This is a genomic window from Bifidobacterium vansinderenii (assembly GCF_002234915.1).
Classification (GTDB): Bacteria; Actinomycetota; Actinomycetes; order Actinomycetales; family Bifidobacteriaceae; genus Galliscardovia; species Galliscardovia vansinderenii.
Genome location: NZ_NEWD01000007.1, coordinates 240973 through 261252, shown reverse-complemented (window position 1 = coordinate 261252; position 20280 = coordinate 240973). Strand labels below are relative to the sequence as shown.

The 20280-nt window shown below is 64.7% G+C and carries 17 protein-coding genes, 1 tRNA gene and 1 pseudogene; 8 read left to right on the top strand and 11 right to left on the bottom strand.

The annotated features are described in order from the left end of the window. Positions 1 to 13: 13 nt before the first annotated feature. The 6 genes from ispG to Tam10B_RS04625 form a co-directional block, all read right to left on the bottom strand. Positions 14 to 1255, bottom strand: coding sequence for a flavodoxin-dependent (E)-4-hydroxy-3-methylbut-2-enyl-diphosphate synthase (ispG, locus tag Tam10B_RS04650; protein ID WP_233133586.1), 1242 nt, complete (start codon positions 1253 to 1255; stop codon positions 14 to 16). A gap of 20 nt (positions 1256 to 1275) precedes the next feature. Beyond that, complete coding sequence (gene dxr / locus Tam10B_RS04645; RefSeq protein ID WP_093960156.1) at positions 1276 to 2511, bottom strand: 1-deoxy-D-xylulose-5-phosphate reductoisomerase; 1236 nt, start codon at positions 2509 to 2511, stop codon at positions 1276 to 1278. A gap of 36 nt (positions 2512 to 2547) precedes the next feature. Continuing rightward, positions 2548 to 4173 carry a DivIVA domain-containing protein gene (locus Tam10B_RS04640; protein WP_158214131.1) on the bottom strand — a complete coding sequence of 542 codons (1626 nt, stop codon included), beginning with the start codon at positions 4171 to 4173 and terminating at the stop codon, positions 2548 to 2550. 154 nt (positions 4174 to 4327) lie between these two features. After that, positions 4328 to 4401, bottom strand: a tRNA-Val gene (locus Tam10B_RS04635). A gap of 119 nt (positions 4402 to 4520) precedes the next feature. Next, complete coding sequence (locus Tam10B_RS04630; protein WP_093960080.1) at positions 4521 to 4970, bottom strand: DUF3052 domain-containing protein; 450 nt, start codon at positions 4968 to 4970, stop codon at positions 4521 to 4523. A 64-nt stretch (positions 4971 to 5034) separates the two neighbouring features. After that, entirely contained in the window at positions 5035 to 5904 is an 870-nt protein-coding gene (locus tag Tam10B_RS04625; RefSeq protein ID WP_233133585.1) for a S16 family serine protease, read from the bottom strand. A gap of 121 nt (positions 5905 to 6025) precedes the next feature. On the opposite strand from Tam10B_RS04625, the gene Tam10B_RS04620 reads away from it, so the two are divergent. Next, on the top strand, positions 6026 to 7516 hold the full coding sequence (locus tag Tam10B_RS04620) for a zinc-dependent metalloprotease (protein WP_093960079.1): 1491 nt from the start codon (positions 6026 to 6028) through the stop codon (positions 7514 to 7516). A gap of 149 nt (positions 7517 to 7665) precedes the next feature. Here Tam10B_RS04620 and Tam10B_RS04615 read toward each other — a convergent pair whose 3' ends face one another. Next, positions 7666 to 9171 carry an ATP-dependent helicase gene (locus Tam10B_RS04615; RefSeq protein WP_093960078.1) on the bottom strand — a complete coding sequence of 502 codons (1506 nt, stop codon included), beginning with the start codon at positions 9169 to 9171 and terminating at the stop codon, positions 7666 to 7668. A 53-nt stretch (positions 9172 to 9224) separates the two neighbouring features. On the opposite strand from Tam10B_RS04615, the gene Tam10B_RS04610 reads away from it, so the two are divergent. After that, entirely contained in the window at positions 9225 to 10838 is a 1614-nt protein-coding gene (locus tag Tam10B_RS04610) for a phosphotransferase (protein WP_093960154.1), read from the top strand. Positions 10839 to 10890: 52 nt separating this feature from the next. Continuing rightward, entirely contained in the window at positions 10891 to 11118 is a 228-nt protein-coding gene (locus tag Tam10B_RS04605) for a DUF3107 domain-containing protein (RefSeq protein WP_093960077.1), read from the top strand. A 154-nt stretch (positions 11119 to 11272) separates the two neighbouring features. Here the strand turns inward: Tam10B_RS04605 and Tam10B_RS04600 are convergent, their stop codons facing one another. Next, a complete protein-coding gene (locus Tam10B_RS04600) occupies positions 11273 to 11923 on the bottom strand; it encodes a vitamin K epoxide reductase family protein (RefSeq protein ID WP_233133584.1) in 651 nt (216 codons plus the stop codon). A gap of 102 nt (positions 11924 to 12025) precedes the next feature. Here Tam10B_RS04600 and Tam10B_RS04595 point away from each other — a divergent pair, with 102 nt between their 5' ends. Further along, positions 12026 to 12898 (top strand): PHP domain-containing protein, encoded by an 873-nt coding sequence (locus Tam10B_RS04595; protein WP_093960075.1) that lies wholly within the window; start codon positions 12026 to 12028, stop codon positions 12896 to 12898. Between the two features lie 114 nt (positions 12899 to 13012). Here the strand turns inward: Tam10B_RS04595 and dapF are convergent, their stop codons facing one another. Further along, positions 13013 to 13933 carry a diaminopimelate epimerase gene (gene dapF, locus Tam10B_RS04590; protein ID WP_093960074.1) on the bottom strand — a complete coding sequence of 307 codons (921 nt, stop codon included), beginning with the start codon at positions 13931 to 13933 and terminating at the stop codon, positions 13013 to 13015. Between the two features lie 97 nt (positions 13934 to 14030). Here dapF and murI point away from each other — a divergent pair, with 97 nt between their 5' ends. The 3 genes from murI to Tam10B_RS04575 all read left to right on the top strand — a co-directional run bounded on the left by murI (position 14031) and on the right by Tam10B_RS04575 (position 17301). Next, positions 14031 to 14807 carry a glutamate racemase gene (gene murI, locus Tam10B_RS04585; RefSeq protein ID WP_093960073.1) on the top strand — a complete coding sequence of 259 codons (777 nt, stop codon included), beginning with the start codon at positions 14031 to 14033 and terminating at the stop codon, positions 14805 to 14807. 121 nt (positions 14808 to 14928) lie between these two features. After that, positions 14929 to 15771, top strand: coding sequence for a patatin-like phospholipase family protein (locus tag Tam10B_RS04580; RefSeq protein WP_233133583.1), 843 nt, complete (start codon positions 14929 to 14931; stop codon positions 15769 to 15771). Positions 15772 to 15921: 150 nt separating this feature from the next. Continuing rightward, positions 15922 to 17301, top strand: a complete 1380-nt coding sequence (locus Tam10B_RS04575) for an FAD-dependent oxidoreductase (protein ID WP_093960072.1) — start codon at positions 15922 to 15924, stop codon at positions 17299 to 17301. Between the two features lie 219 nt (positions 17302 to 17520). On the opposite strand, the pseudogene Tam10B_RS04570 reads toward Tam10B_RS04575, so the two are convergent. Further along, positions 17521 to 18678, bottom strand: a pseudogene (locus tag Tam10B_RS04570) (trans-sulfuration enzyme family protein); the annotation flags it as partial. 302 nt (positions 18679 to 18980) lie between these two features. Between Tam10B_RS04570 and Tam10B_RS04565 the strand changes: the two are divergent. Next, positions 18981 to 19484, top strand: a complete 504-nt coding sequence (locus tag Tam10B_RS04565; RefSeq protein WP_233133582.1) for a GNAT family N-acetyltransferase — start codon at positions 18981 to 18983, stop codon at positions 19482 to 19484. Positions 19485 to 19499: 15 nt separating this feature from the next. On the opposite strand, the gene Tam10B_RS04560 is transcribed toward Tam10B_RS04565, so the two are convergent. Beyond that, a complete protein-coding gene (locus Tam10B_RS04560; protein ID WP_093960069.1) occupies positions 19500 to 20234 on the bottom strand; it encodes an SDR family oxidoreductase in 735 nt (244 codons plus the stop codon). Positions 20235 to 20280: the final 46 nt, after the last annotated feature.

Sequence of the window (20280 nt, the reverse complement as noted above, 5' to 3'; positions counted from 1 at the left end):
TTCTATACGGCTGTCAGGCGGTATGGTGCTTGTCGTCGGAGGTGATCGGGACGACGACGGGCTCGGTGCCGTCGAGCGTGCGGCCCTCGGCCTCGGCCTGGTCCTTCATGTGCTCGGCGATCTCGTGGGCCTTGTCGAGCAGCGTGTCGACGATCTGGTCCTCGGGCACGGTCTGGATGACCTTGCCCTTGATGAAGATCTGGCCCTTGCCGTTGCCGGACGCCACGCCGAGGTCGGCCTCGCGGGCCTCGCCCGGACCGTTGACGATGCAGCCCATCACGGCCACGCGGATCGGCGCGGTGATGCCCTTGAGCCCGTCGGTGACGGCGTTGGCCAGCTGGATCACGTCCACCTGGGCGCGGCCGCAGCTCGGGCAGGAGATGATGTCGAAGTGGCGTGCGCGCAGGCCCATGTATTCGAGCAGTTTGCAGCCGACCTTGACCTCCTCGACGGGCGGCGCGGACAGGGACACGCGGATGGTGTCGCCGATGCCCTCGGCCAGCAGCGCGCCGAACGCGAGGCACGACTTGATGGTGCCCTGCCAGGCGGGACCGGCCTCGGTGACGCCGAGGTGCAGTGGCCAGTCGCCCTTGGAGGCGAGCAGTCGGTAGGTCTGCACCATGGTGATCACGTCGTGGTGCTTCACGGAGATCTTGAAGTCATGGAAGCCGACGTCCTCGAACAGTCGGGCCTCCTTGAGGGCGGAGGCCACAAGCGCCTCGGGGGTGGGGCCACCGTACTTGGCGTACAGCGCCTTGTCGAGCGAGCCGGCGTTCACACCGATGCGCAGGCTGATGCCGGCGTCGGTGGCCGCCTTGCAGATGTCGGGGCCCACCTGGTCGAACTTGCGGATGTTGCCGGGGTTCACGCGCACGGCCGCGCAGCCGGCGTCGATGGCCTGGAACACGTACTTCGACTGGAAGTGGATGTCGGCGATCACGGGGATCGGCGACTTGGCCACGATGGCGGGCAGCGCGTCGGCGTCGTCCTGGCTGGGCACGGCCACGCGCACGATGTCACAGCCGGCCTGCGCGAGCTCGCCGATCTGACGGAGCGTGGCGTTCACGTCGGCGGTCACGGTGTTCGTCATCGACTGCACGCTGATGGGTGCGCCGCCGCCGACGGGCACGGGGCCCACCATGATACGGCGGGACTTGCGCCTCGGGTGCAGGGGGGATTCGGCGATGGACGGCTCCCCCGTCTTGCGGAACGGCTTGGCGGCGTCCACGGTTTCGGTCGTATTCGTTTCAGTCACGTTCGTCTCAGTCACGTCAGTCACGATTTGTTGTCTATCAGATGATCGGCCAGTCGGCGGGCGGTTTCCTCGAGTCGGCTCATTTCCTCCACGGACTCGAACAAGGGGGCACTCCTCAGTTCAGTGTCCATCTCGTCGAGCACTTCGCGCACGGTGTCGACGATGCCGAGGTAGGGCAGACGATGTTCAAGGAACGCGTGCACAGCCTGCTCGTTGGCGGCGTTGAGCACGGCCGTATGCTTCTCGGATGCGGCGAGGCAGTGACGGGCGAGGCTCACCGCGGGGAAGGTCTCGTCGTCTAGCGGTTCGAACGTCCACTGCGCGGCCTGGGTCCAGTCGCACGGCTTGGCGACGTTTCCCAGACGGTACGGCGCGGACAGGCCGAGCGCGATGGGCAGACGCATGTCGGGCGGCGAGGCCTGGCTGATGGTGGCGCCGTCGCGGAACTCCACCATGGAGTGCACGATGGACTGCGGGTGCACGGTCACGCTGATATGGTCCGGCGGCACGTCGAACAGGCGGCTCGCCTCGATGACCTCCAGACCCTTGTTCATCAGGGTGGACGAGTTGATGGTGACGACCGGACCCATGTTCCACGTGGGGTGATTGAGCGCCTGCTCGGGGGTGACGTCGGTCAGTTCGCTGCGGTGACGGCCGCGGAACGGGCCGCCGGACGCGGTGACGACGAGGCGTTCCACCTCGCCGTGCGTGCCTGAACGCAGCGACTGCCAGATGGCGGAATGCTCGGAGTCGACGGGATTGATCTGCTTGGCGCGAATCTGCGCATCGAACAGCAGGTGACCGCCGGCGACGACGGACTCCTTGTTGGCCAGGGCGAGCTGGGAGCCGGCCTGCAGCGCGGCGATCGACGGCTCAAGTCCGATCGAGCCGGTGATGCCGTTGAGCACCACGTCGACGCCGATGCCGGCGATGTCGATGACGGCCTGATGGCCTGCGGTCACCTCGACGTCCGTGGCGCCTTCGCGGGCGAGCGCCTCGCGCAGCGCGGGCAGTGCGGACTCGTCGTGCACGGCCACGTAACGGGCATGGAAGCGTGCGGCCTGGCTGGCGAGCAGGTCCACGTGGGCACCGCCGGCGGCCAGAGCCACGACGTCGAATCGTTCGGGGTGACGTGCGATGACGTCGAGTCCCTGCGTACCGATGGATCCTGTGGAGCCGAGGATGGCGACGGTGCGATGCCAGTCGTCGTTCTCGTTCGGCAGGGTGGGATCGGGAAAATCAGATGAAGGGGTCATGGTCTGTGTGTTGTGTGCGTTGTGATCAAGCACGTGTTATCGCGTTTCCTTGTCGTCGTCCGGGGAGGGGAAGGTGAGGTTGGGGATGTGGAAGTCCACGGCCGGAATCGAATTGGTATCGAGCAGGGCGGAGAAGTAGTCGTCGGGGCTGGACGCATGCGATGCGGACGACGTCTGGGCCTTCCGGTCCGGCCGGGCCGGGGTCTCTGCCGGCGCGGACGTTGCCGCCGGCGTCGTGACGGACTCCTCGGGAATGTCCCCCACAACACCCGACTGGATGGACGGGTAGCTGATGTGACGCCCATGGTGGATTTCCACGGGGGTCTCGCTGGCGGGAGAGCCGTAGGAACCGTACGACTGTGCGGGCGCGGCATACGACGGAGCGGACTGGGACGGAGCCTCCGTGGCATACTGCTGCGCCGCAGGCTCGGGTGCCGGCGAGGCCGTAGTGGATGTCTGAACCGGCGTCTGCACGGGGAACGACGGCGGCGTGGCAGCCGAGGCGTCGAAGGTGAACTGCGGGGCGGGCTCGTCGGCCGGACGCGGGATCGCGGTGGTCGGCATTTCGTTGGCGGTCTGGGCCGGTGAGACATCGGACGAGACGTCGGACGGCTGGGTTTCCGGGAACAACGGAGCCACCGCGGGGGTTTGCGTCCGGGACCTTTCGGCAGCGGAGTTCATCAGGCCGTTGAGGGAGCCCGTCACAGCTGCGGCAGGGGTGTCCGCCGCCGGGGCCGTATCGGACACGCCGCTGAAGATCTCGGTCTCGGCTTCGCGGAGATTGTAGAAGGAGTCGTCGCGTTCACGTTCACGTTCCGTACGAGTGTCCTCGAATTCGGCCATGACGGGAGCCACCTGTTCCGGAGTCGTTGCCGTGACCGGAGTCGCGGCAACGGATGCGGCCGCCACGATCGGCGCCACCGGTGTCTCGACAGGTGCGGGCTGTGCAACGGAGACGGCGGCCGGCTGCACGGGCTGGGCGGCCGATGCGTCGTTCGCCGCGGAGGCCGGGAACAACGTGCCCTCGAGCCGGGCGAAGGATTCGAGACGGGCCAGCACCTGAATGGCACGGTTGAGGTAGGCGTCGACCTGTCGTTCGCTGTAGCCGCGTTTGCCGGTGCGCTGAGTGAAGATGATGTTGGACACGCGGGTGGAGGTCAGTTCGGCGTCGATCTTGCGTACGGCGTCGCTTTCACGTTCCTTGGATTCACCGAGTTCTCGCTTGATCTTGCCAACCACCTGATTGACCAGACGATCGACCTGCTTGCGATCGTAGGAGGGATGGCGGGATGCACCAGGATCGAACCGGTTCTTGGCCGGTCGGTCGGCACGCCCGTAGAGGCTATGCGCCAACTGTTCGGTGGCCGCACGCCATGCCACGCGGCCGAACTGGGTGACGTCCCACTGGGTCTGCTTGTCGACCACGGCCTTTTCCAGACGATTGAGCGCGGCATCCACCTGGGAGATCACGTATCCGTCCTTTTCCAGAGCGAACGACACGTTCTGGATGTCCGCCTGGCTCATCTTCGGCTCGTCGTCCTCATAGAGGGTGTGGGCGCGTTCCAGGAATGCATCCACCTGCCCGACGTCATAGCCCCACTTTCGCTTGCCTGCGCGAGCGATCGTCGCGCTATTGCGCTCTGCCGCGGGCTTCCGTGCCATAGTATCGACCTCCTTGGCCGCATGATCATCCGGTTTGACTATAAGCCACATTACGTGATTGCGCGGTCAATTGCGCCGGACGTCGTCCGGGAAAACCGGAACGCAAACCGTCCGAAAACACGAAGAACCGTTGAATTCTCAACGGTTCTCATCGTGGGTGATGAGGGACTCGAACCCCCGACATCCACCGTGTAAAGGTGGCGCTCTAACCAACTGAGCTAATCACCCGGGTCATCGTCCGCGCCTCGTGGCGCGGCGTGCCATAAAAGAATATCATCCCGTCGGACAAAATCGTGGATCATCCACGAATGTCGTGCCGGCGGGATGATGTCGTATCGTATCGAGGCCTACTGGCGGCCCTTGCCGAAGGCGCGCAGTCGGACGGCGTTCCAATCGGAATTCAGCGTCTGCGGCGTCGCGGCGTTCATGCCCGAGGTCTTGGCGGCGTTGTCGATGGTGGTGGCGGCCGCGGCTCCTTCGCGCCCGGGCTTCGGAGTGAGCACCCAGAAGGGGCCACCCTCGTTCAGCACGTCCACCGCATCCATGATCGTGTCGGACAGACCGTCCTCGTCATCGCCGTCACGCCACCACAGGATCACACCGTCGACGGGGGAATCGTAATCCTCGTCGACCAGATCCTCGCCGGTGACGGATTCGATGCTTTCACGCACGGATTCGTCAACGTCGTCATCCCATAGCCATTCCTGAACGATGTCGCCGGAATGGAAACCAAATACGTCAGCCTCTTGCCTAGTAGTTTCAACCACGAGAACAGCATAGCAATACACGACGAACATTGCCGTAACAAACACGATCGACGCGATCGTGTCCGTCCGGCGCACCCGATGACGTGCGAGACGGTCAGCCGACCGTGCAGTGCGGCAGGGAATCCCCCTTGCCCTGACCGATCTTCACCAGCGCGGCGTACGCCTCGGCGAGTGTATCGACCTGCACGTCGCGGATGCCGTCCGGCACATGGCCGACCACTTCGTTGCAGTTGTCCTTGGGAGCGAGGAACCATGTGGCGCCGTCGCGCTTGGCGCCGATCATCTTCAGACGGATGCCGCCGATGGCGCCGACCTTGCCCTTGTCGTCGATGGTTCCCGTGCCGGCGATGGTCTTGCCTCCGGTCTCGTCCGCCTCGGTGAGCTTGTCGATCACGCCCAGCGTGTACATGAGTCCGGCGGAGGGGCCGCCGATCTCGTCGACGTTCATGGAAACCTTCACATTCGAGGTGTCCACTCCTTGAGACGACAGGAACGCGAGCGCCTGCGACGACGCGGAATCCTGCGCGCCGGTCATTTCGTGCTTCGCCTTGTCGGTGTATTCCTCCACGCTCTGGTTCGGCGGGATCACCGCCTCGCGCGGCAGCACGCCGGACTGCGGGTTGAGCCATGCGGCCAGCACCTCCGCGTTGATCGCCGGAGAGTTGACGCCGTAGCTGTTGACCGTGGTCAGCAGCAGCCTGCCGGAGTCCTTGTGGGTTTTGGCGCCCTTGATGACGATCATCTGGGCGGTCTTGCCGTTCTCCAGCGTGACCGTGCCGAGCACGTCGCGGGTGGGGCCGGGCCCCTCGGTCACGAAGGCGCTGGGCAGGCACAGCAGCACCACGCATAGCAGCACGCCGATCAGACCCATGTAGTAGCGCAGGCCCCGCCCCTCAAGCCCGTAATACGCCACGATGCGCTTCACCATCGTGCTCTTGGTGAACTTGCCGTGTCCGAAGTGCATGTTCGGCAGACCTCCAATACTATGGATGCAAAAGACTTCCCGAATGCCTAGGGTACCCGGGCCGTCTTGACGATAATGAACCCCGGCGCACGCCATGCGCCCAGCGAACGATGGTGAAGGTATGGAAGACAACGAATTGCATCAGTGGCTCATCGAATCCTTCGGTCCGATTCAGGGGGAATTGGCATGGAAGCAGTTCTCCTCCCTGCCGGATTCGATTCGCGACCAGATCATGAGCCAGGGCGTGGAGGGACTGCCCAAGCCCTCCGAGGTGCGTTCCCTGGCCGAGGCGCTCACCGCGGGCGGTCTCAATTCCATGGGTGACGTGCATCGAACGATGGAGGAGGGGCCGATCAACGTCAAGCTCGCCCAGTCCATCGCCTTGAACAAGACCCGTGACGCTGGCTCGCAGACCATGGTCAGCGCCGAGGATGGTGCCGCCGCACGCCGTGCGCTCAGCGAGGCGAACCTGTGGCTGGACTCCGTGATCGAATTCGACCCGGTCAAGGGTCAGCCCGACGTGCTCACCCGCAGCGAGTGGGTGGAGAAGACGCTGCCCTCCTGGGCGTCGTTCGCGGCCCCCGTGGCCGAGTCGATGAACGACGCGCTCGCCTCGGTGATCTCCGAACGTCTGGGAGGTGCGTTGGGCGGCGAGATCTCCGGCATGTTCGCCGGCCCGGTCCCGATTCCGATCCCTGACGATCTTAAGGATCCGTCCACGCTGATGAAGCTGCTCGGCAACACGTCGTTCGCCATGCAGCTGGGAGGCGCGGCCGGCAACCTGTCCACCGAGGTGCACGGCAGCTTCGATCAGGGCATCGCGCTGCTGAAGAACCCGGCGGGCGCGCTGATTCCTGAGAACATCACGGCGTATGCCAAGGAGCTGGAGATCGACCGTGGCGAGGTGATGAGCTTCCTGGCCCTGCACGAGGTGGCACACGCCCGTCTGTTCGCCGCGGTGCAGTGGCTTATGCCTCGCTTCGAGGCGCTGATCGGCAAGTACGCCCGCGGCATCTCCATCGATCTCGACGCCATGGAGGAACAGCTGCGCGAGGCGGAGATGATGAACCCCGAGTCGATCGCCGGCGCGGTGAACCTGGCCAAGGTGGGACTGTCCGACACCCCGGAGCAGCAGGAGGCGCTGGCTGGTCTGGAGCGTCTGCTCGCCCTGGTGGACGGCTGGGTGGATTGCGTGGTGTGGCGTGCCGGCATGGCGCACATCCCGCACATCGAACAGCTGCGCGAGATGATGCGCCGCGAACGCGCGGTGGGCGGCCCCGCGGAGCTGACCTTCGAATCGCTGCTGGGGCTTAAGCTGCGTCCCAAGCGTCTGCGTGAGGCGGCCGACGTGTGGGAGTCGATCACGTTCACCGAAGGCTCCGAGGGACGCGACGGCAAGTGGGGCCACCCGGATCTGCTGCCGTCGCTGGGCGACAAGCCCGCGGCCGGTACGACCGACGACGGTTCGGATGCGACTGTGTCCCCCGCCGGTGCGGCCGACACCAAGATCGACTGGGATGCCGAGCTGAGCAAACTGCTTGACGAGGATGGCAGCGACGGGGATGGCTCCGACGCCGGCGACTCCACGCCTTCGGATGGGGAGGATAAGTAGGTAGAACGGTAGGCGTCGATCCCTCCCTCAGACCGACTGCGTCGGCCAGCTCCCTCCCCTGGAGGGAGCACAAGCTCATACATCTTCGTGCTCCCTCCGAGGGAGGGAGCTGTCACGCGCAGCGTGACTGAGGGAGGGATCAGCGCCTCTTACCGCAGGAAGCGGCTGGGAGTGCGGCGCTGTGGGCTGGCGGCCTCCTTGCCGTAGGAGAAAGACACGTCGACGGTGTCCTCGCCTCGCGTCACCGCCACGTAGAACAGTCGTCGCTCCTCCTCAAGGGCCTCCCCCGCCGCCGGGGATCCGAACGGGATCAGTCCCTCCGAGCAGCCGATGATGAACACATGCTTCCATTCCAGACCCTTGGACGCGTGGATCGTCGAGATGCTCACCTGACCGGCCTGCCGCGCGGTCAGTTCGTCGGCGGCGGCCTGCGCGGCCGCGGATGACGAATCGATCAGCGTGGCCTCGGTCTGCGCATACTCCGTGCGGATGCGCGAACGAATGCCCAGCTTGCCCAGAGCGGCGCGAATCATCGGCCCCTGCGCGTTGATGCGCATAAGCACCGCCACGTCGTTGGGACTCACTCCCCTGTCGATCAGCGTGGCGATGCGCCGGGCCACACTGGTCGCCTCCTTCTCGTCGTTGTCGTATGCGGTGACCATCATGCGGCGCCCGGTCTCCCGTCCTGATCGCAATACCAGATAGTCACGGGCCTGGGGCGAGGCCGACAGCACACGATTCGCATAGTTGACGATCTGCGGCGTGGAACGGTAGTCCGTGTCGAGGCGCACGTCGGTGCACGGTCTGTGCCATTCCTCGCCGAAGTGCAGCAGATAGTGGCTGGTGGCGCCGGCGAACGAGTAGATGGTCTGCGCAGGGTCGCCTACCACGCACAACGAGTCGCGGCCACGCATCCACAAGTTCAGCAGTCGATGCTGCAGCGGGGAGACGTCCTGATACTCGTCCACAGTGATCCATCGCACCTGCGATCGGATCGTGGCGGCCGGCCGGTCGAACTGTTCGAGCACATGGCAGGTCATCAGCAGGATGTCATTGAAGTCCATCTGGTTTCGGCCGGTCTTCTCCCGCTCATACGCGTCGATTACGTCGGCCATGGCGTCGGGGCTGAGCCCGGCCGGAGGCTGACGATGCGTGGCGGCACATACACGCGCATAGTCCTGTGGCGCGATAAGCGAGACCTTGGTCCAATTGATTTCGGCGAGCAATGCGCGGATCGTCATGGCGTCGGGTTCGGCCTGTCCGTTCACGCGGGTCAGCGCGATGGCGGCGAGCTGGCGCGGGTCCGTGACTATCGACGGAAAATACGCTTCGCTCAGATCCGCCCATGCGCGGCGAAGCTGGTGCAATGCCGCGGAATGGAAGGTGGCGGCCTTCACCGTGGGCACGCCGAGCGCGGCGAGACGTGAACGCATCTCGGTGGCCGCCTTGACGGAGAACGTGACGGCGAGCGTGCGGACCGGATCCCATTGCCCCGTAGCGCACGCGTAGGCGATGCGTCGGGTGATGGTGCGCGTCTTGCCGGCACCGGCACCGGCGATGATGCGCACCGGCCCGTCGATGCTCGTCGCCGCAGCCAGCTGGGAGTCATCAAGCCCTTCGAGGATTTTCTCGCCATTCATGTTCACACGCTCCATTCTGTCAGGTTTCCTGACGGAAATGAAAGCCATCGTGCATTAGAGTGGAAGACGTGAGTAAACGTTCAGTATTTACCTTGGCAGCTCTGGCATCCGCGGCCGTGCCCGAACTCGCCGTGGCCAGCACGCGCGAATCCGAGCAGTACCTGCTTTCCGGCCCCGACGATATTGACGTCGCCGTGGTGACCGACACCGCGGGACGCGAGTTCGACGTCAGCGTGTCGAGCACCGCTGCGGGCAAGAAGCGACTGCTGACCCGGGCTAAGGCATCGTCCGCGCTGGTTCGCGCCAAGGAACCAGCCGGCCTCGGCTTCGCCTTGGAACGCACCGTCGCGTTCCAGCCCGGCGACAGCGATCGCGGCCCCACCGGACCGGCCTCGGTGCTGATCACCGTGCACAACCCCGGTGCCGCCACGCCGCTCGACCAGCTCACCGAAAGCCAGTGCGTGTCGGTGGGCACGGCCATCGGCGCCATCCATCGTCTGCGTCCGGCCTTCCTGGAAAAGGAGGGGTACCCCGTCTACTCGGCCGCACAAATCCGTCAGCAGCTGGTGGCGTGGATCGCCCGACTCAAGGAAGCCGGCCACGTTCCCGACGAGATCACCTCAAGCTGGGAGCGCATCGTGTCCACCGAGGGACTGTGGTCGTTCCGCACCTGCCCGGTGCACGGCGGGTTCAACGACGGCGACATGCTGTTCTCCAGCACGGGACTCAACGCGATCTACCACTGGAGCGACATGCAGGTCAACGATCCGGCCCGCGATCTGGCGTGGATCTTCGCCAAGCTCGACTCCAAGCGGCGCAACAACGTGTTGTCCGCATACGCGCGGCTCATCGGCTCGCGTCTGGACGATCTGATCATGCTACGCGCCAGCCTGTGGCTGCAGATGGAGCAGGTGGGCGAATTCATCCGTGCACTCGACCGCGCCGACAACGACCGTATCCTCGAGTTCAAGGCGCATGTGGAACGTCTGGCGCACCAGCTTTCCGTCCGTACCTCCAAGGCGAACGCGACAACGAAGGGACGTGCCGGCCGCAACCCGTCCACGATCACGGTCGGCACGCTACTCGACGACGATCGTAACCGCACGGGCAATCGCACGGACCGAGGCGACCAGCAGGTCAGCGACTCCACCATGCCACACAAGACGATTCCCGACGAGGAGACCTCGCGGGGATCCTCCACCGCCCCGTCGCCGAAGCGCTGGAAGTTGAGGGACGATCTGCGTTCAACCGCTGCCGGAGTAAGCTTCCAGCCGCACTCGTCGCGTCAGCAGGTGGATTCCAACACCATTCCCGTGGAGCCGCCCAGCGACCCGGCCGAGGACGAGGAGACCATGGCGCTGCCCAAACTGCGTCCCGAGGATTTCGACGACGACGGCAATCTGCTGGACCGCACCCAGGCCGAAGGCGATGCCACGGACACGAGCTCCACGCCGTCCACGGGATCGCAGCCGGCGAACACGGAACGGCCCGCCGGATACATCTCGCTCATCGACAAGGACAGCGTGAATGCGGCGACCGACACCGGCAGCGGTCAGATCCCCATCACGCGCACGTCGGATGCCGTGCCTCAGGCCGGTCCGACCGGCACAGGCGACGCTCCGGCTGACGCCCAGAGCGAAGAGTCCGGTGGCGCGACCGGAGAACAGCAGACCGCTCGCTAGAATCCCCTAATAGCGAAACGTTCGCCAATCCACAATTCCAAGGAGGAATCACATGGACGTTGAAATCGGCATCCGTAACGTGGCCCGCGCAGTCAACTTCGCCACCGACAAGTCCGCCGACGAGGTCAGCGACGCGATCAGCAAGGCCGTGGCCGACGGCACCGTGGTCGATCTGACCGATACCAAGGGCCGTCGCATCGTCGTTCCCGGCAGCGCGATCGGCTACGCCATCGTCGGTTCCGAGACCACGCATCCCGTTGGCTTCGGAGCCCTGAGCTGAGCCTTTTGACCGCTCTCTCCCCTCAGTCAGACTATGTCTGACAGCTCCCCTCGGAGAGGGGAGCCAGAACCTTGCAGACTTCACAGGGTAGGCTCCCCTCACTGAGGGGAGCTGTCGGCGACAGCCGACTGAGGGGAGCCGCCGCCTTCTGCCCCTAGAACAGGGCCGGGCCCTCTTTCACCACGATGATGGCGACCAGCGCCAGCACCCACACCACATCGACCATAAGATCCGCATTGAGACGGTAATACGAGTCAAGACCGCGACGAAGCGATCCGAACCGTCCGTCCAGCCGCGGCAGATCCTGCACCACCACGCTCGCATGCGTCAACGCCATGAACTGGATCGTCGTGGAGAACATGAGCACCAGACACCACGGGCACAGCGCGTAGATCACGAACACCGACTGCGTGAACAGCCAGTAGGCGTACATCAGCGCTGCAAGCCCGCCCAGCCACGTGCATACGGCGAACCAACGCGGCACCGCCACGCGGATCAGACCGATCACCGCGACGGTGACGAACACCGACTCGGCGGCGATGCCGAAGAACGCGTTCGGATAACTCAATCCGTTGAACTTGATGATCTCCGCCTGCCAGCTCTGCGCCACGGTGGAGCAGGAGACCACGGCGTTGAGATCGCAGTCGAGCTTACTGCCCGGATCCCTCGCCAGCTGCAGCGTCTCCGCAGACAGCACGAACGACACGACAAGCGCCACCACCGATGCCAGCAGCATAATCAGATACGTCCAGCCGGCCGTATGACGACGCCCCCGAGGCGCGCCAAGATATTCGCTTGCAACCATGACGGTGGTTTCCCCCTGCTTCGACATGAAAAATCAAGACACGCATACCGCGCGCCGACGACGTGGCACGCACATATGCCGCACTCAGCTTACGATAGTCATATGACTGCTAACGAATCCATTCCCGGCTGGGACCTGCACTGCCACACCGCGTACTCCGACGGCACGGAAACCCCGGAGGGCCTGATTCTGGAGGCGAAGCGCCGGGGCCTCCATGGCGTGGGCATCGCCGACCACGACACGTGGGCCGGATGGGACGAGGCCGTCGCCGCGAGCCGCGAACACGGCGTTCCGCTCATGCGCGGCACCGAGATCACCGCCGACGTGGACGGCATCTGCGTGCACATGCTCGGATTCCTGTACTCGCCCGAGGACGAGGTGCTGTGCAAGCTGTTCGAGACCACGCGTACGAATCGCGTGCGCCGCATGAAGAAGATGGTGGAGAACCTGTCCGCCGACTTCCCGATCACCTGGGACGACGTCGTCCATCAGGTCAAGGAAGGCGAACGCACCACCATCGGACGCCCGCATATCGCCGACGCCATGGTATCGATGGGCTTCTTCGCCACACGTTCGGAGGCGTTCGCCAAGACGATCAACAAGAACGGCCCGTATTATGTGCCGATTGTTTCGCCGAGCGCGAAGACCGTGGTGGAGGCGGTGAAGCACGCCGGCGGCGTGAGCATCATCGCCCATCCTGCCGCCACGTCGCGCAACAAGAACATCCTGTCCGACCAGAACATCGCCGATCTTGCCGCGGCCGGCCTGGATGGTCTTGAGGTGTTTCACCGCGACAACTCCCCCGAACAGCAGCAGCGTCTGCTTGGCTTGGCCGCCGACCTGCATCTGCTCGCCACAGGCGGCTCGGACTGGCATGGGGCGTCGGGCAAGCCGAACATCATGGGCGAAAACGTCACCAGCGACGACGTGGTGGCGCAGATCGCGGACCGCGGCGCGATCGGACTGATCGACTAGGCGGCGCGAACGCCCGAACGGGCGATCATCATCATCGAGGCCCGGCAGATCATGTGAACCGATCTGCCGGGCCTCGTCATGTTTCTCAACGTTCCGTAGTTTCTACAGCAGCCTTTACAGCAGCTCCACCTTGCCCACGATCGCGGCATCGCCGGTGAGCTCCACGTGCACGTCGTCCACGACCACGCGCAGGGTGCCGCCGCGCACGGTGATGGTCCAGTCGCCGATGCCGGTGAGCTTGCGCAGGGTCACGGCCGTGGCGCACAGGCCGGTGCCGCAGGACAGCGTCTCGCCCACGCCGCGCTCGTTGACGCGCATGAAGGCACGTCCGGTGCCGTGTTCGTCGTCGATCTCGTCCACGCGCACGAATTCGGCGTTCTGATCGGATTCGAGCACGGGGTCGACCACGGGCTTGCGGGTGAGGTCCAGATCGTCCACGCCGGGCAGGGTCGCATCGTCGGCGAGGCCGCGGCCGGTCCTGTCCTCGAGCACGGCCACCACATGCGGATTACCCATGTCCACGAACGTGCCCTTGGCGGAGCCGTCGTGATCGGGGATCGTCACCGTGAAGGCACGGGACTCGCCCGCCTTCCACGCACCCATGTCGATGCGGAACACGTTACGTCCCAGTCCGGGCACCTCACCGAGCGAGGTAAGCACCTTCACACCGGCACGCGTGCCGAGGCGCAGCGGCTCACCGCCGGGGGCGTCCATGTATCCGAGGCGCTGCGCGAACAGCGCGGTGGCGCGCGTGCCGTTGCCGCACATCTCGGCCAGCGAGCCGTCGGCGTTGCGATAGTCCATGAACCATTCGGCGCCCGCCGCCTCGAGGTCGGTCACCTGCTGCGCGCTCAGATCGGCGACGAAGCGCGGGTGGGTCAGTCGCAGCAGACCGTCGCCACCCACGCCGAAGTGACGGTCGTCAAGGAAGCGGATCTCGTCCTCGGTCGGCTCGTACACGCCATCCGGGTCGGCGTACATCACGAAGTCGTTGCCGGTGCCATGGCCCTTGTAAACAATCTGTGGAATGCTCATGACACCCAAGGGTATGGCAGTGAACAGACGAACCGAATGCGGGAGACTACGCTATGGTGTGAGTGTTCGTGCCGCACGGCGGAAAAGGAGTTGGAACATGACGTCGAACGCACCCATCGGAGTGTTTGATTCCGGTCTTGGCGGTCTTTCCGTGGTCAGGCAGATCAGGCGCGATCTGCCGAACGAATCCGTGTTGTATTTCGGCGACAGCGCGCACGCGCCGTACGGCACCCGCGAACCGGAGCAGATCAAGGGATTCTGCTTCGACATCTGCGACCGGTTCGTCGATCAGGGCGTCAAGGCCATCGTCGTGGCGTGCAACACGGCCACGTCGGCGGCGGTCAACGATCTGCGAGCGCGCTACGCGATCCCGATCATCGGCATGGAGCCGGCGCTCAAGGTGGCCTGCGACCGTGGCCACGGCGTCCGTCAGCACGTCATCGTGGCGGCCACGCCGTTGACGCTGCGGGAACGCAAGTTCGAACGTCTGGTTCAGCGCTTCGACGACGATCATGAGATCTTCAAGCAGCCGTGCCCCGATCTGGTGCGCATCGTGGAATCCGGGCATCTGGACGATCATGATCTGGTGATGAACACGCTGCACGGCTATTTCGACCGGTACGATCTGCACGCCATCGACAGCGTGGTGCTCGGCTGCACGCACTTCGTGTTCTATCGCGACTATTTCCGCGAGCTGCTGCCGGAGGGCACCGCCATCATCGACGGCAATGCGGGCACGGTGAACCATCTGGAGGTCATTCTCGAATCGTTGGGCGCGCTGGCCGACGAACGGCATGCGGGCACGGTGGAGTTGTCGAACTCCGATCATGATCCGCGGATCATGGCGCTGTCGCATACGTTGCTCGGCGAATGATCATATGACGGCCTCGGGCGCAAGGACATCCCTCGCGCCTACAATGGGCTCTCAACGTTTCGGGCGCACCGCATCCGACGAGATGTGCGCCCGCATCAGAACACGGCCATGGGGAGGCATTATGACGACGGGAATCATCGACGTTGGTGGCGGGTTCCGCGCGATCTACGGCGCGGGCGTGGTGGATCGTCTGCTGGAGGACAACGTGCGCATCGACTACGCGATCGGCGTGTCCGCGGGCAGCGCGAACCTGGCGTGCCTGCTGTCCAGGCAGAAGAACCGCTGCTACCGCTTCTACACGAACTACGCGTTCCGCCGCGAATACGCCAGCACATACAACTTCATGAAGGACCATAATTTCGTGGATCTCGATTACGTGTACGGCACGCTGTCGAACCATGACGGCGAGGATCCGCTCGACTACGAGACCGCGCACGACAATCCTATGGACTTCCAGGTGGTGGCGTGCGAGGCGGAGACCGGCGAGCCGCACTACTTCCCCAAAAGCCGTTTTCGTCAGGACGACTACGACGTGTGCAAGGCGTCGAGCGCGGTGCCGGTGGCATGCGAACCGTACGTGGTGGACGGAGTACCGTACTTCGACGGCGGCATCGCCGATCCGGTGCCGGTTCAGAAGGCGTTCGACGACGGCTGCGACAAGGTGGTGGTGGTGCTCACCCGGCCCAAGGACGTGCTGCGCGAACAGCGCAAGGACAAGGGGCCGGCGGCCATTCTGCGCCGCACCTACCCGGCATCGGCGGAGAAGCTGCTCAACCGGTATTCGCTATACAACGATGAGGTGGCATTGGCCAAGCAGCACGAGGCCGAGGGCCGTGTGCTGATTCTGGCACCGACCGACCTGTTCGGCCTGTCCACGCTGCACAAGAACTACGAGGGACTCAACCGCATGTACCGTCAGGGGTATGCGGACGCGGCAGCCGTGGCCGACTTCCTCGCCGCATAGCAGGGCACGCTACTAGCGGAGCACGCCGTCGTTGTGCTGCATATCGCCGATGATGCGCAACACAATGACGGCGTTTCACGCATGGCGCATCCCAAGCTCCCCCGTATAGTGGTCTGTGGTACACACACAACAAAACACAGGAGTTTTGCCATGACTACGGTAGCCATCGTGGGATGCACCCATGCCGGAACCTTTGCCGCGCAGTCGATTCTGCAGGCCCATCCCGATTGGAACGTCCACGTCTACGAGCGCAACGACACGCTCTCGTTCCTGTCCTGCGGCATCGCGCTATGGGTGGGCGACCACGTCTCCGACCCCAAGCGCATGTTCTACTCCTCCCCCGAGGCGCTGGGCAAGCTGGGCGCGCACATGCACATGCGCCACGACGTGCTCAACGTGGACGTGAAGGGCCGCACGCTGCTGGCGAAGGATCTGGAGACGGACGAGCAGACCACGCTCTCGTTCGACAAGCTGGTCGTCACCACCGGTTCCAAGCCGGTCACCCCGCCGATTCCCGGCCTGGCCGAGGGCCTGGAGGACGGCCGTGTGAAGCTGTGCAAGAACTGGGGCCACGGTTTGGCCATCAAGGAGATGGCGAAGGATGCGAAGTCCGTGGCCGTGATCGGCGCGGGCTACATCGGTGCGGAGCTGGCCGAGCAGTTCAGTGAGATCGGCGTCAAGTCGGTGCTGATCGACGGCCTCGACCGGGTGTTGGCGAAGAACTTCGATAAGCCGATCAGCGACGTGGTGGAGCAGGCGTTCACCGATCATGGCGTGACGCTGGCGTTGGGCCAGATGGTCACCGAGTTCCGTCTCGGCGAGAACGGCGAGGGCGTGACCGTGGTGACGTCCGCCGGCGAATACACGGTGGACTGCGCGATCATGGGCGCCGGATTCCTGCCGCGCACCGACCTGTTCGACGGTCAGCTGAACATGCTGCCGAACGGTGCGATCACGACCGACGAGTACATGCGCGCCACGATCAGCGGCGAGTCCGAACCGTCGCAGGACGTATTCGCGGCCGGCGACTCCGCCACCGTGTTCTACAACCCGACCGGCACGTACGACTACATTCCGTTGGCTACGAACGCGGTGCGTCAGGCGCTGCTGGTGGGCGCGAACATTGTGGAGCCGACGCAGAAGTACATGGGTACGCAGGCCACGAGCGCGGTGCAGCTGTACGACCTGTCGATGGCGGCCACCGGTCTGACGCAGGGCGGTGCGGAGGCGCGCGGCGTGACCACGCGGTCCACCACGCTCACGCAGGACTTCCGCCCCGATTTCATGCTCACCACCACGCCGGTCACCTGCACGCTCACGTGGGATCCCGAGACGCGCGTGGTCAAGGGTGCGCAGTTCCTGTCCCGTCAGTCTGACGTGGCGCAGGCGGCCAATGCCGTGTCGATCGCCATTCAGGCCGGGTTCACGATCGATCAGCTGGCGAACGTGGATCTGCTGTTCCAGCCGAACTTCAGCCAGCCCGTCAACTACATCGCCGCCGTAGCGATAAAAGCGGTTGCCGAAGCGTAATAACCATTAAGGCTCCCCTCAGTCGTGCTGTGGACTGAGGGGAGCCTACGTTTTGAGAATCGTGCCGCGTCAGCGCACGGTCGACTGCGACACGGACGTCGTCGAATCCACGGAATCGGGCTCGGATGCGGCAACGGACTCGGGGTCGAACGCCTTCTGGAACGAGGCGGCGTCCACGGCGATGCGATTGCGCTCTGCGGGACGTGCGGCGTTGCGCTCAGCCAGATCCAGCGCCTGACGCAGATCCTCGATGAGATCGTACTCGTCCTCGATGCCCACGGCCAGACGGATCAGTTCGTCGCTGATGCCCAGCTTGAGACGCTCCTCGCGCGGCACCTCGAAGTGGGTCATGCGGGCGGGGAACTCGGCGAGGCTTTCCACCGCACCGAGGCTCACGGCCAGACGGAACACGTGCAGGTTGTTGAGCACGTCGGCCGGGTTCACGCCCTTCTTCACCTCGAACGAGAGCACGCCGCCGCAGCCGTGGAGCTCGCGCAGCGCCAGATGGTAGTACGGCGAATCGGACAGGCCGGGATAGTGCACGCTGGCCACGGCCGGATGGTTCTGCAGGAAGCGGGCGATGGCCAGCGTGTTCTCCTGCTGGCGGTCCATGCGCAGCGCGAGGGTCTGGATGCCGCGGCGCACCGAATCGCATTCCGTGGGGGCGAGGACGCCGCCGATGCGGTTGAGCGAGTAGTAGAGGCGTTCGGCGATGTCGCGGGTGCGGGCGACGGCGAGTCCGGCGTTCACGTCGGAGTGGCCGGCCAGGTACTTGGTGGCGGAGTGCAGCACGATGTCCACGCCGAGGTCGAGCGGACGCTGCAGGTACGGGGTGAGGAAAGTGTTGTCCACGATGGAGATGGCGTCGTGGTCGTGGGCCAGCTTGGCGAGCGCCGCGGTGTCGTTGACCTTGAGCAGCGGGTTGGTGAGCGTTTCGAAGTAGATGGCCTCGACGTGGTCGCCGGCGGCTTCGATCTCCTCGAAGGTGTGTTCCACGGCGTCGAGATCGGTGGTGTCGACCGGGTGGAATTTCAGGCCCCAGCGGTTGAAGTGCTCGTTGACGAGGGAGTAGGTGCCGCCGTAGATGTTGTCGCCGACGATGATGTGGTCGCCGGGCTTGAAGATGGCGAGCGCCGCGTGGATGGCGGCCAGTCCGGAGGCGAATGCGAAGCCCTGACAGCCATGTTCGAGCTGGGCGATCTGCCGTTCGAGGAATTCGCGGGTGGGGTTGCCGGATCGGGCGTAGTCCCAGCGCGGGGTGTCTTCCACGGAGGCGAACGTGTAGGTGGACGAGTTGTAGATCGGCGGGTTGACCGCGCCGGTGTCGTTGTCGTCTACGCTGACTCCGTGTACGAGCTGGGTCCTGAATCGTGCCATGTCCGCTCCCTTCGTCGGTCGCCGCCGGGTGTCGGCCGCGATGCTGGTGTGTGTGGTTCGTCTGTCTGTTTCGGTTGTCTGCCGCACGGTCCGATTCGTTCCACGGATGTGCGGGGAAAGTTCGTTAGTATCAGATAACCGCAAGCGGGACTCGCTTTCAACCGTGTCATATTCGGTAAAATTTATATGCCGTTCCACGGGCGGCCGCGTTGTCGGATTTGATAGCGCGTTATAGGAAAAAGTGATGAGGACTGGTGGGGTGACGCGCAATGACGATAGGGATGACGATTCGGCATGCCGTGATGAACGATCTGGATGCGCTGGCCGCCGTGGAGGCGGAGTGTTTCCCTCCCGCGGAGGCCGCCACACGTGAGGATATTCGGGCGCGGCTGGCGGTGTATCCGAATCATTTCTGGTTGTTGTTCGATGGCAACGGCGATGACGACAGCAATGAACGTAGCAACGGCCACGATGGCCGACTGGTGAGTTTCGTGAATGGCATGACGACAGATGTGCCGGATCTTGCCGACGAGATGTACTCGGATGCGTCATTGCATGACGAGCGTGGTGCGTGGCAGATGATCTTCGGGGTGAATACGATTCCCGCGTACCGGCGACGTGGGTGCGCCTCACGCGTGATCCGCCATGCCGCCGACGAGGCGAGGACGCAGGGTCGGCGTGGCGTGGTGCTGACGTGTAAGGAGGCGAAGATCGGCTTCTATGCACGACTGGGTTTCGTGGACGAGGGATTGTCCTCGTCCACGCATGGCGGTGTGCCCTGGCATCAAATGCGTCTGACGTTCTGATGCTCACACCGATGCTCACACGTTGAACGAGGAGGAGACCTCCTGACGGGGGCGCAGGTCCACGTTGGTGATGTGTACGTCGTCGGGCGCGTCGGCGATCCAGACGATTGCGTCGGCCACGGTCTGCGGACGGATGTAGTCCTCGCCGTGGAATTCCACGCCCAGGGTCTCGTCGATGCCGCGCAGCATGCTCGTGTCGATCTGGCCCGGGTAGACGGTGCCCACGCGCACGCCGTTGCCGGCTTCTTCGAGGCGGATCGTGTTGGCGAGGGCTCGCAGCGCGTGCTTGGACGACGCGTAGACCACATGGTTGGGGATGGCGCGCTCCCCCGCCCCGGAGTTGACGAACACGATGGATCCGCGCGTGCGGCGGATGGCGGGCAGCAGTCCGCGCGTGAGCAGGGCGGGAGCCACCACGTTGGTGCGCAGTACGGTGTCCCAGACGTCGGCGGTGGCGGTTTCGACCGGTCCCACGGAGGCGACGGCGGCCACGTTGGCGAGCAGTTCGATGCCGTCCGGCTCGTGCTCGTTCACCCATGCGGTCCAGCGTTCGATGCCTTCGGCGTCGAGCAGATCGACCAGATGAGCCTGCACACCGTCGATCGCGTCGAGTTCGTGCACGTCGGCGTCCTTGCGGACCACGGCGAGCACGCGCCAGCCGTCCTCGGCCAACGTGCGGACCAGACGTCCCCCGACACCGCCGCCCGCGCCGGTGACCACGGCCACGCGTGTGCGTTCGCTATCAGTCATGACATATCCCCCTTAATTGTGCGTTTCCATTCGGAATCCCTCCCCC

What these genes read in the sequence shown, in the direction of transcription:
- Tam10B_RS04630 (WP_093960080.1), bottom strand. Translation starts at nt 4,970, where the DNA reads ATGTTCGTCGTGTATTGCTATGCTGTTCTCGTGGTTGAAACTACTAGG.
- Tam10B_RS04600 (WP_233133584.1), bottom strand. Translation starts at nt 11,923, where the DNA reads ATGGTTGCAAGCGAATATCTTGGCGCGCCTCGGGGGCGTCGTCATACG.
- Tam10B_RS04560 (WP_093960069.1), bottom strand. Translation starts at nt 20,234, where the DNA reads ATGACTGATAGCGAACGCACACGCGTGGCCGTGGTCACCGGCGCGGGC.
- dxr (WP_093960156.1), bottom strand. Translation starts at nt 2,511, where the DNA reads ATGACCCCTTCATCTGATTTTCCCGATCCCACCCTGCCGAACGAGAAC.
- dapF (WP_093960074.1), bottom strand. Translation starts at nt 13,933, where the DNA reads ATGAGCATTCCACAGATTGTTTACAAGGGCCATGGCACCGGCAACGAC.
- Tam10B_RS04595 (WP_093960075.1), top strand. Translation starts at nt 12,026, where the DNA reads ATGACTGCTAACGAATCCATTCCCGGCTGGGACCTGCACTGCCACACC.
- Tam10B_RS04640 (WP_158214131.1), bottom strand. Translation starts at nt 4,173, where the DNA reads ATGGCACGGAAGCCCGCGGCAGAGCGCAATAGCGCGACGATCGCTCGC.
- Tam10B_RS04565 (WP_233133582.1), top strand. Translation starts at nt 18,981, where the DNA reads ATGAACGATCTGGATGCGCTGGCCGCCGTGGAGGCGGAGTGTTTCCCT.
- Tam10B_RS04575 (WP_093960072.1), top strand. Translation starts at nt 15,922, where the DNA reads ATGACTACGGTAGCCATCGTGGGATGCACCCATGCCGGAACCTTTGCC.
- Tam10B_RS04625 (WP_233133585.1), bottom strand. Translation starts at nt 5,904, where the DNA reads ATGCACTTCGGACACGGCAAGTTCACCAAGAGCACGATGGTGAAGCGC.
- murI (WP_093960073.1), top strand. Translation starts at nt 14,031, where the DNA reads ATGACGTCGAACGCACCCATCGGAGTGTTTGATTCCGGTCTTGGCGGT.
- Tam10B_RS04580 (WP_233133583.1), top strand. Translation starts at nt 14,929, where the DNA reads ATGACGACGGGAATCATCGACGTTGGTGGCGGGTTCCGCGCGATCTAC.
- Tam10B_RS04615 (WP_093960078.1), bottom strand. Translation starts at nt 9,171, where the DNA reads ATGGAGCGTGTGAACATGAATGGCGAGAAAATCCTCGAAGGGCTTGAT.
- Tam10B_RS04620 (WP_093960079.1), top strand. Translation starts at nt 6,026, where the DNA reads ATGGAAGACAACGAATTGCATCAGTGGCTCATCGAATCCTTCGGTCCG.
- Tam10B_RS04605 (WP_093960077.1), top strand. Translation starts at nt 10,891, where the DNA reads ATGGACGTTGAAATCGGCATCCGTAACGTGGCCCGCGCAGTCAACTTC.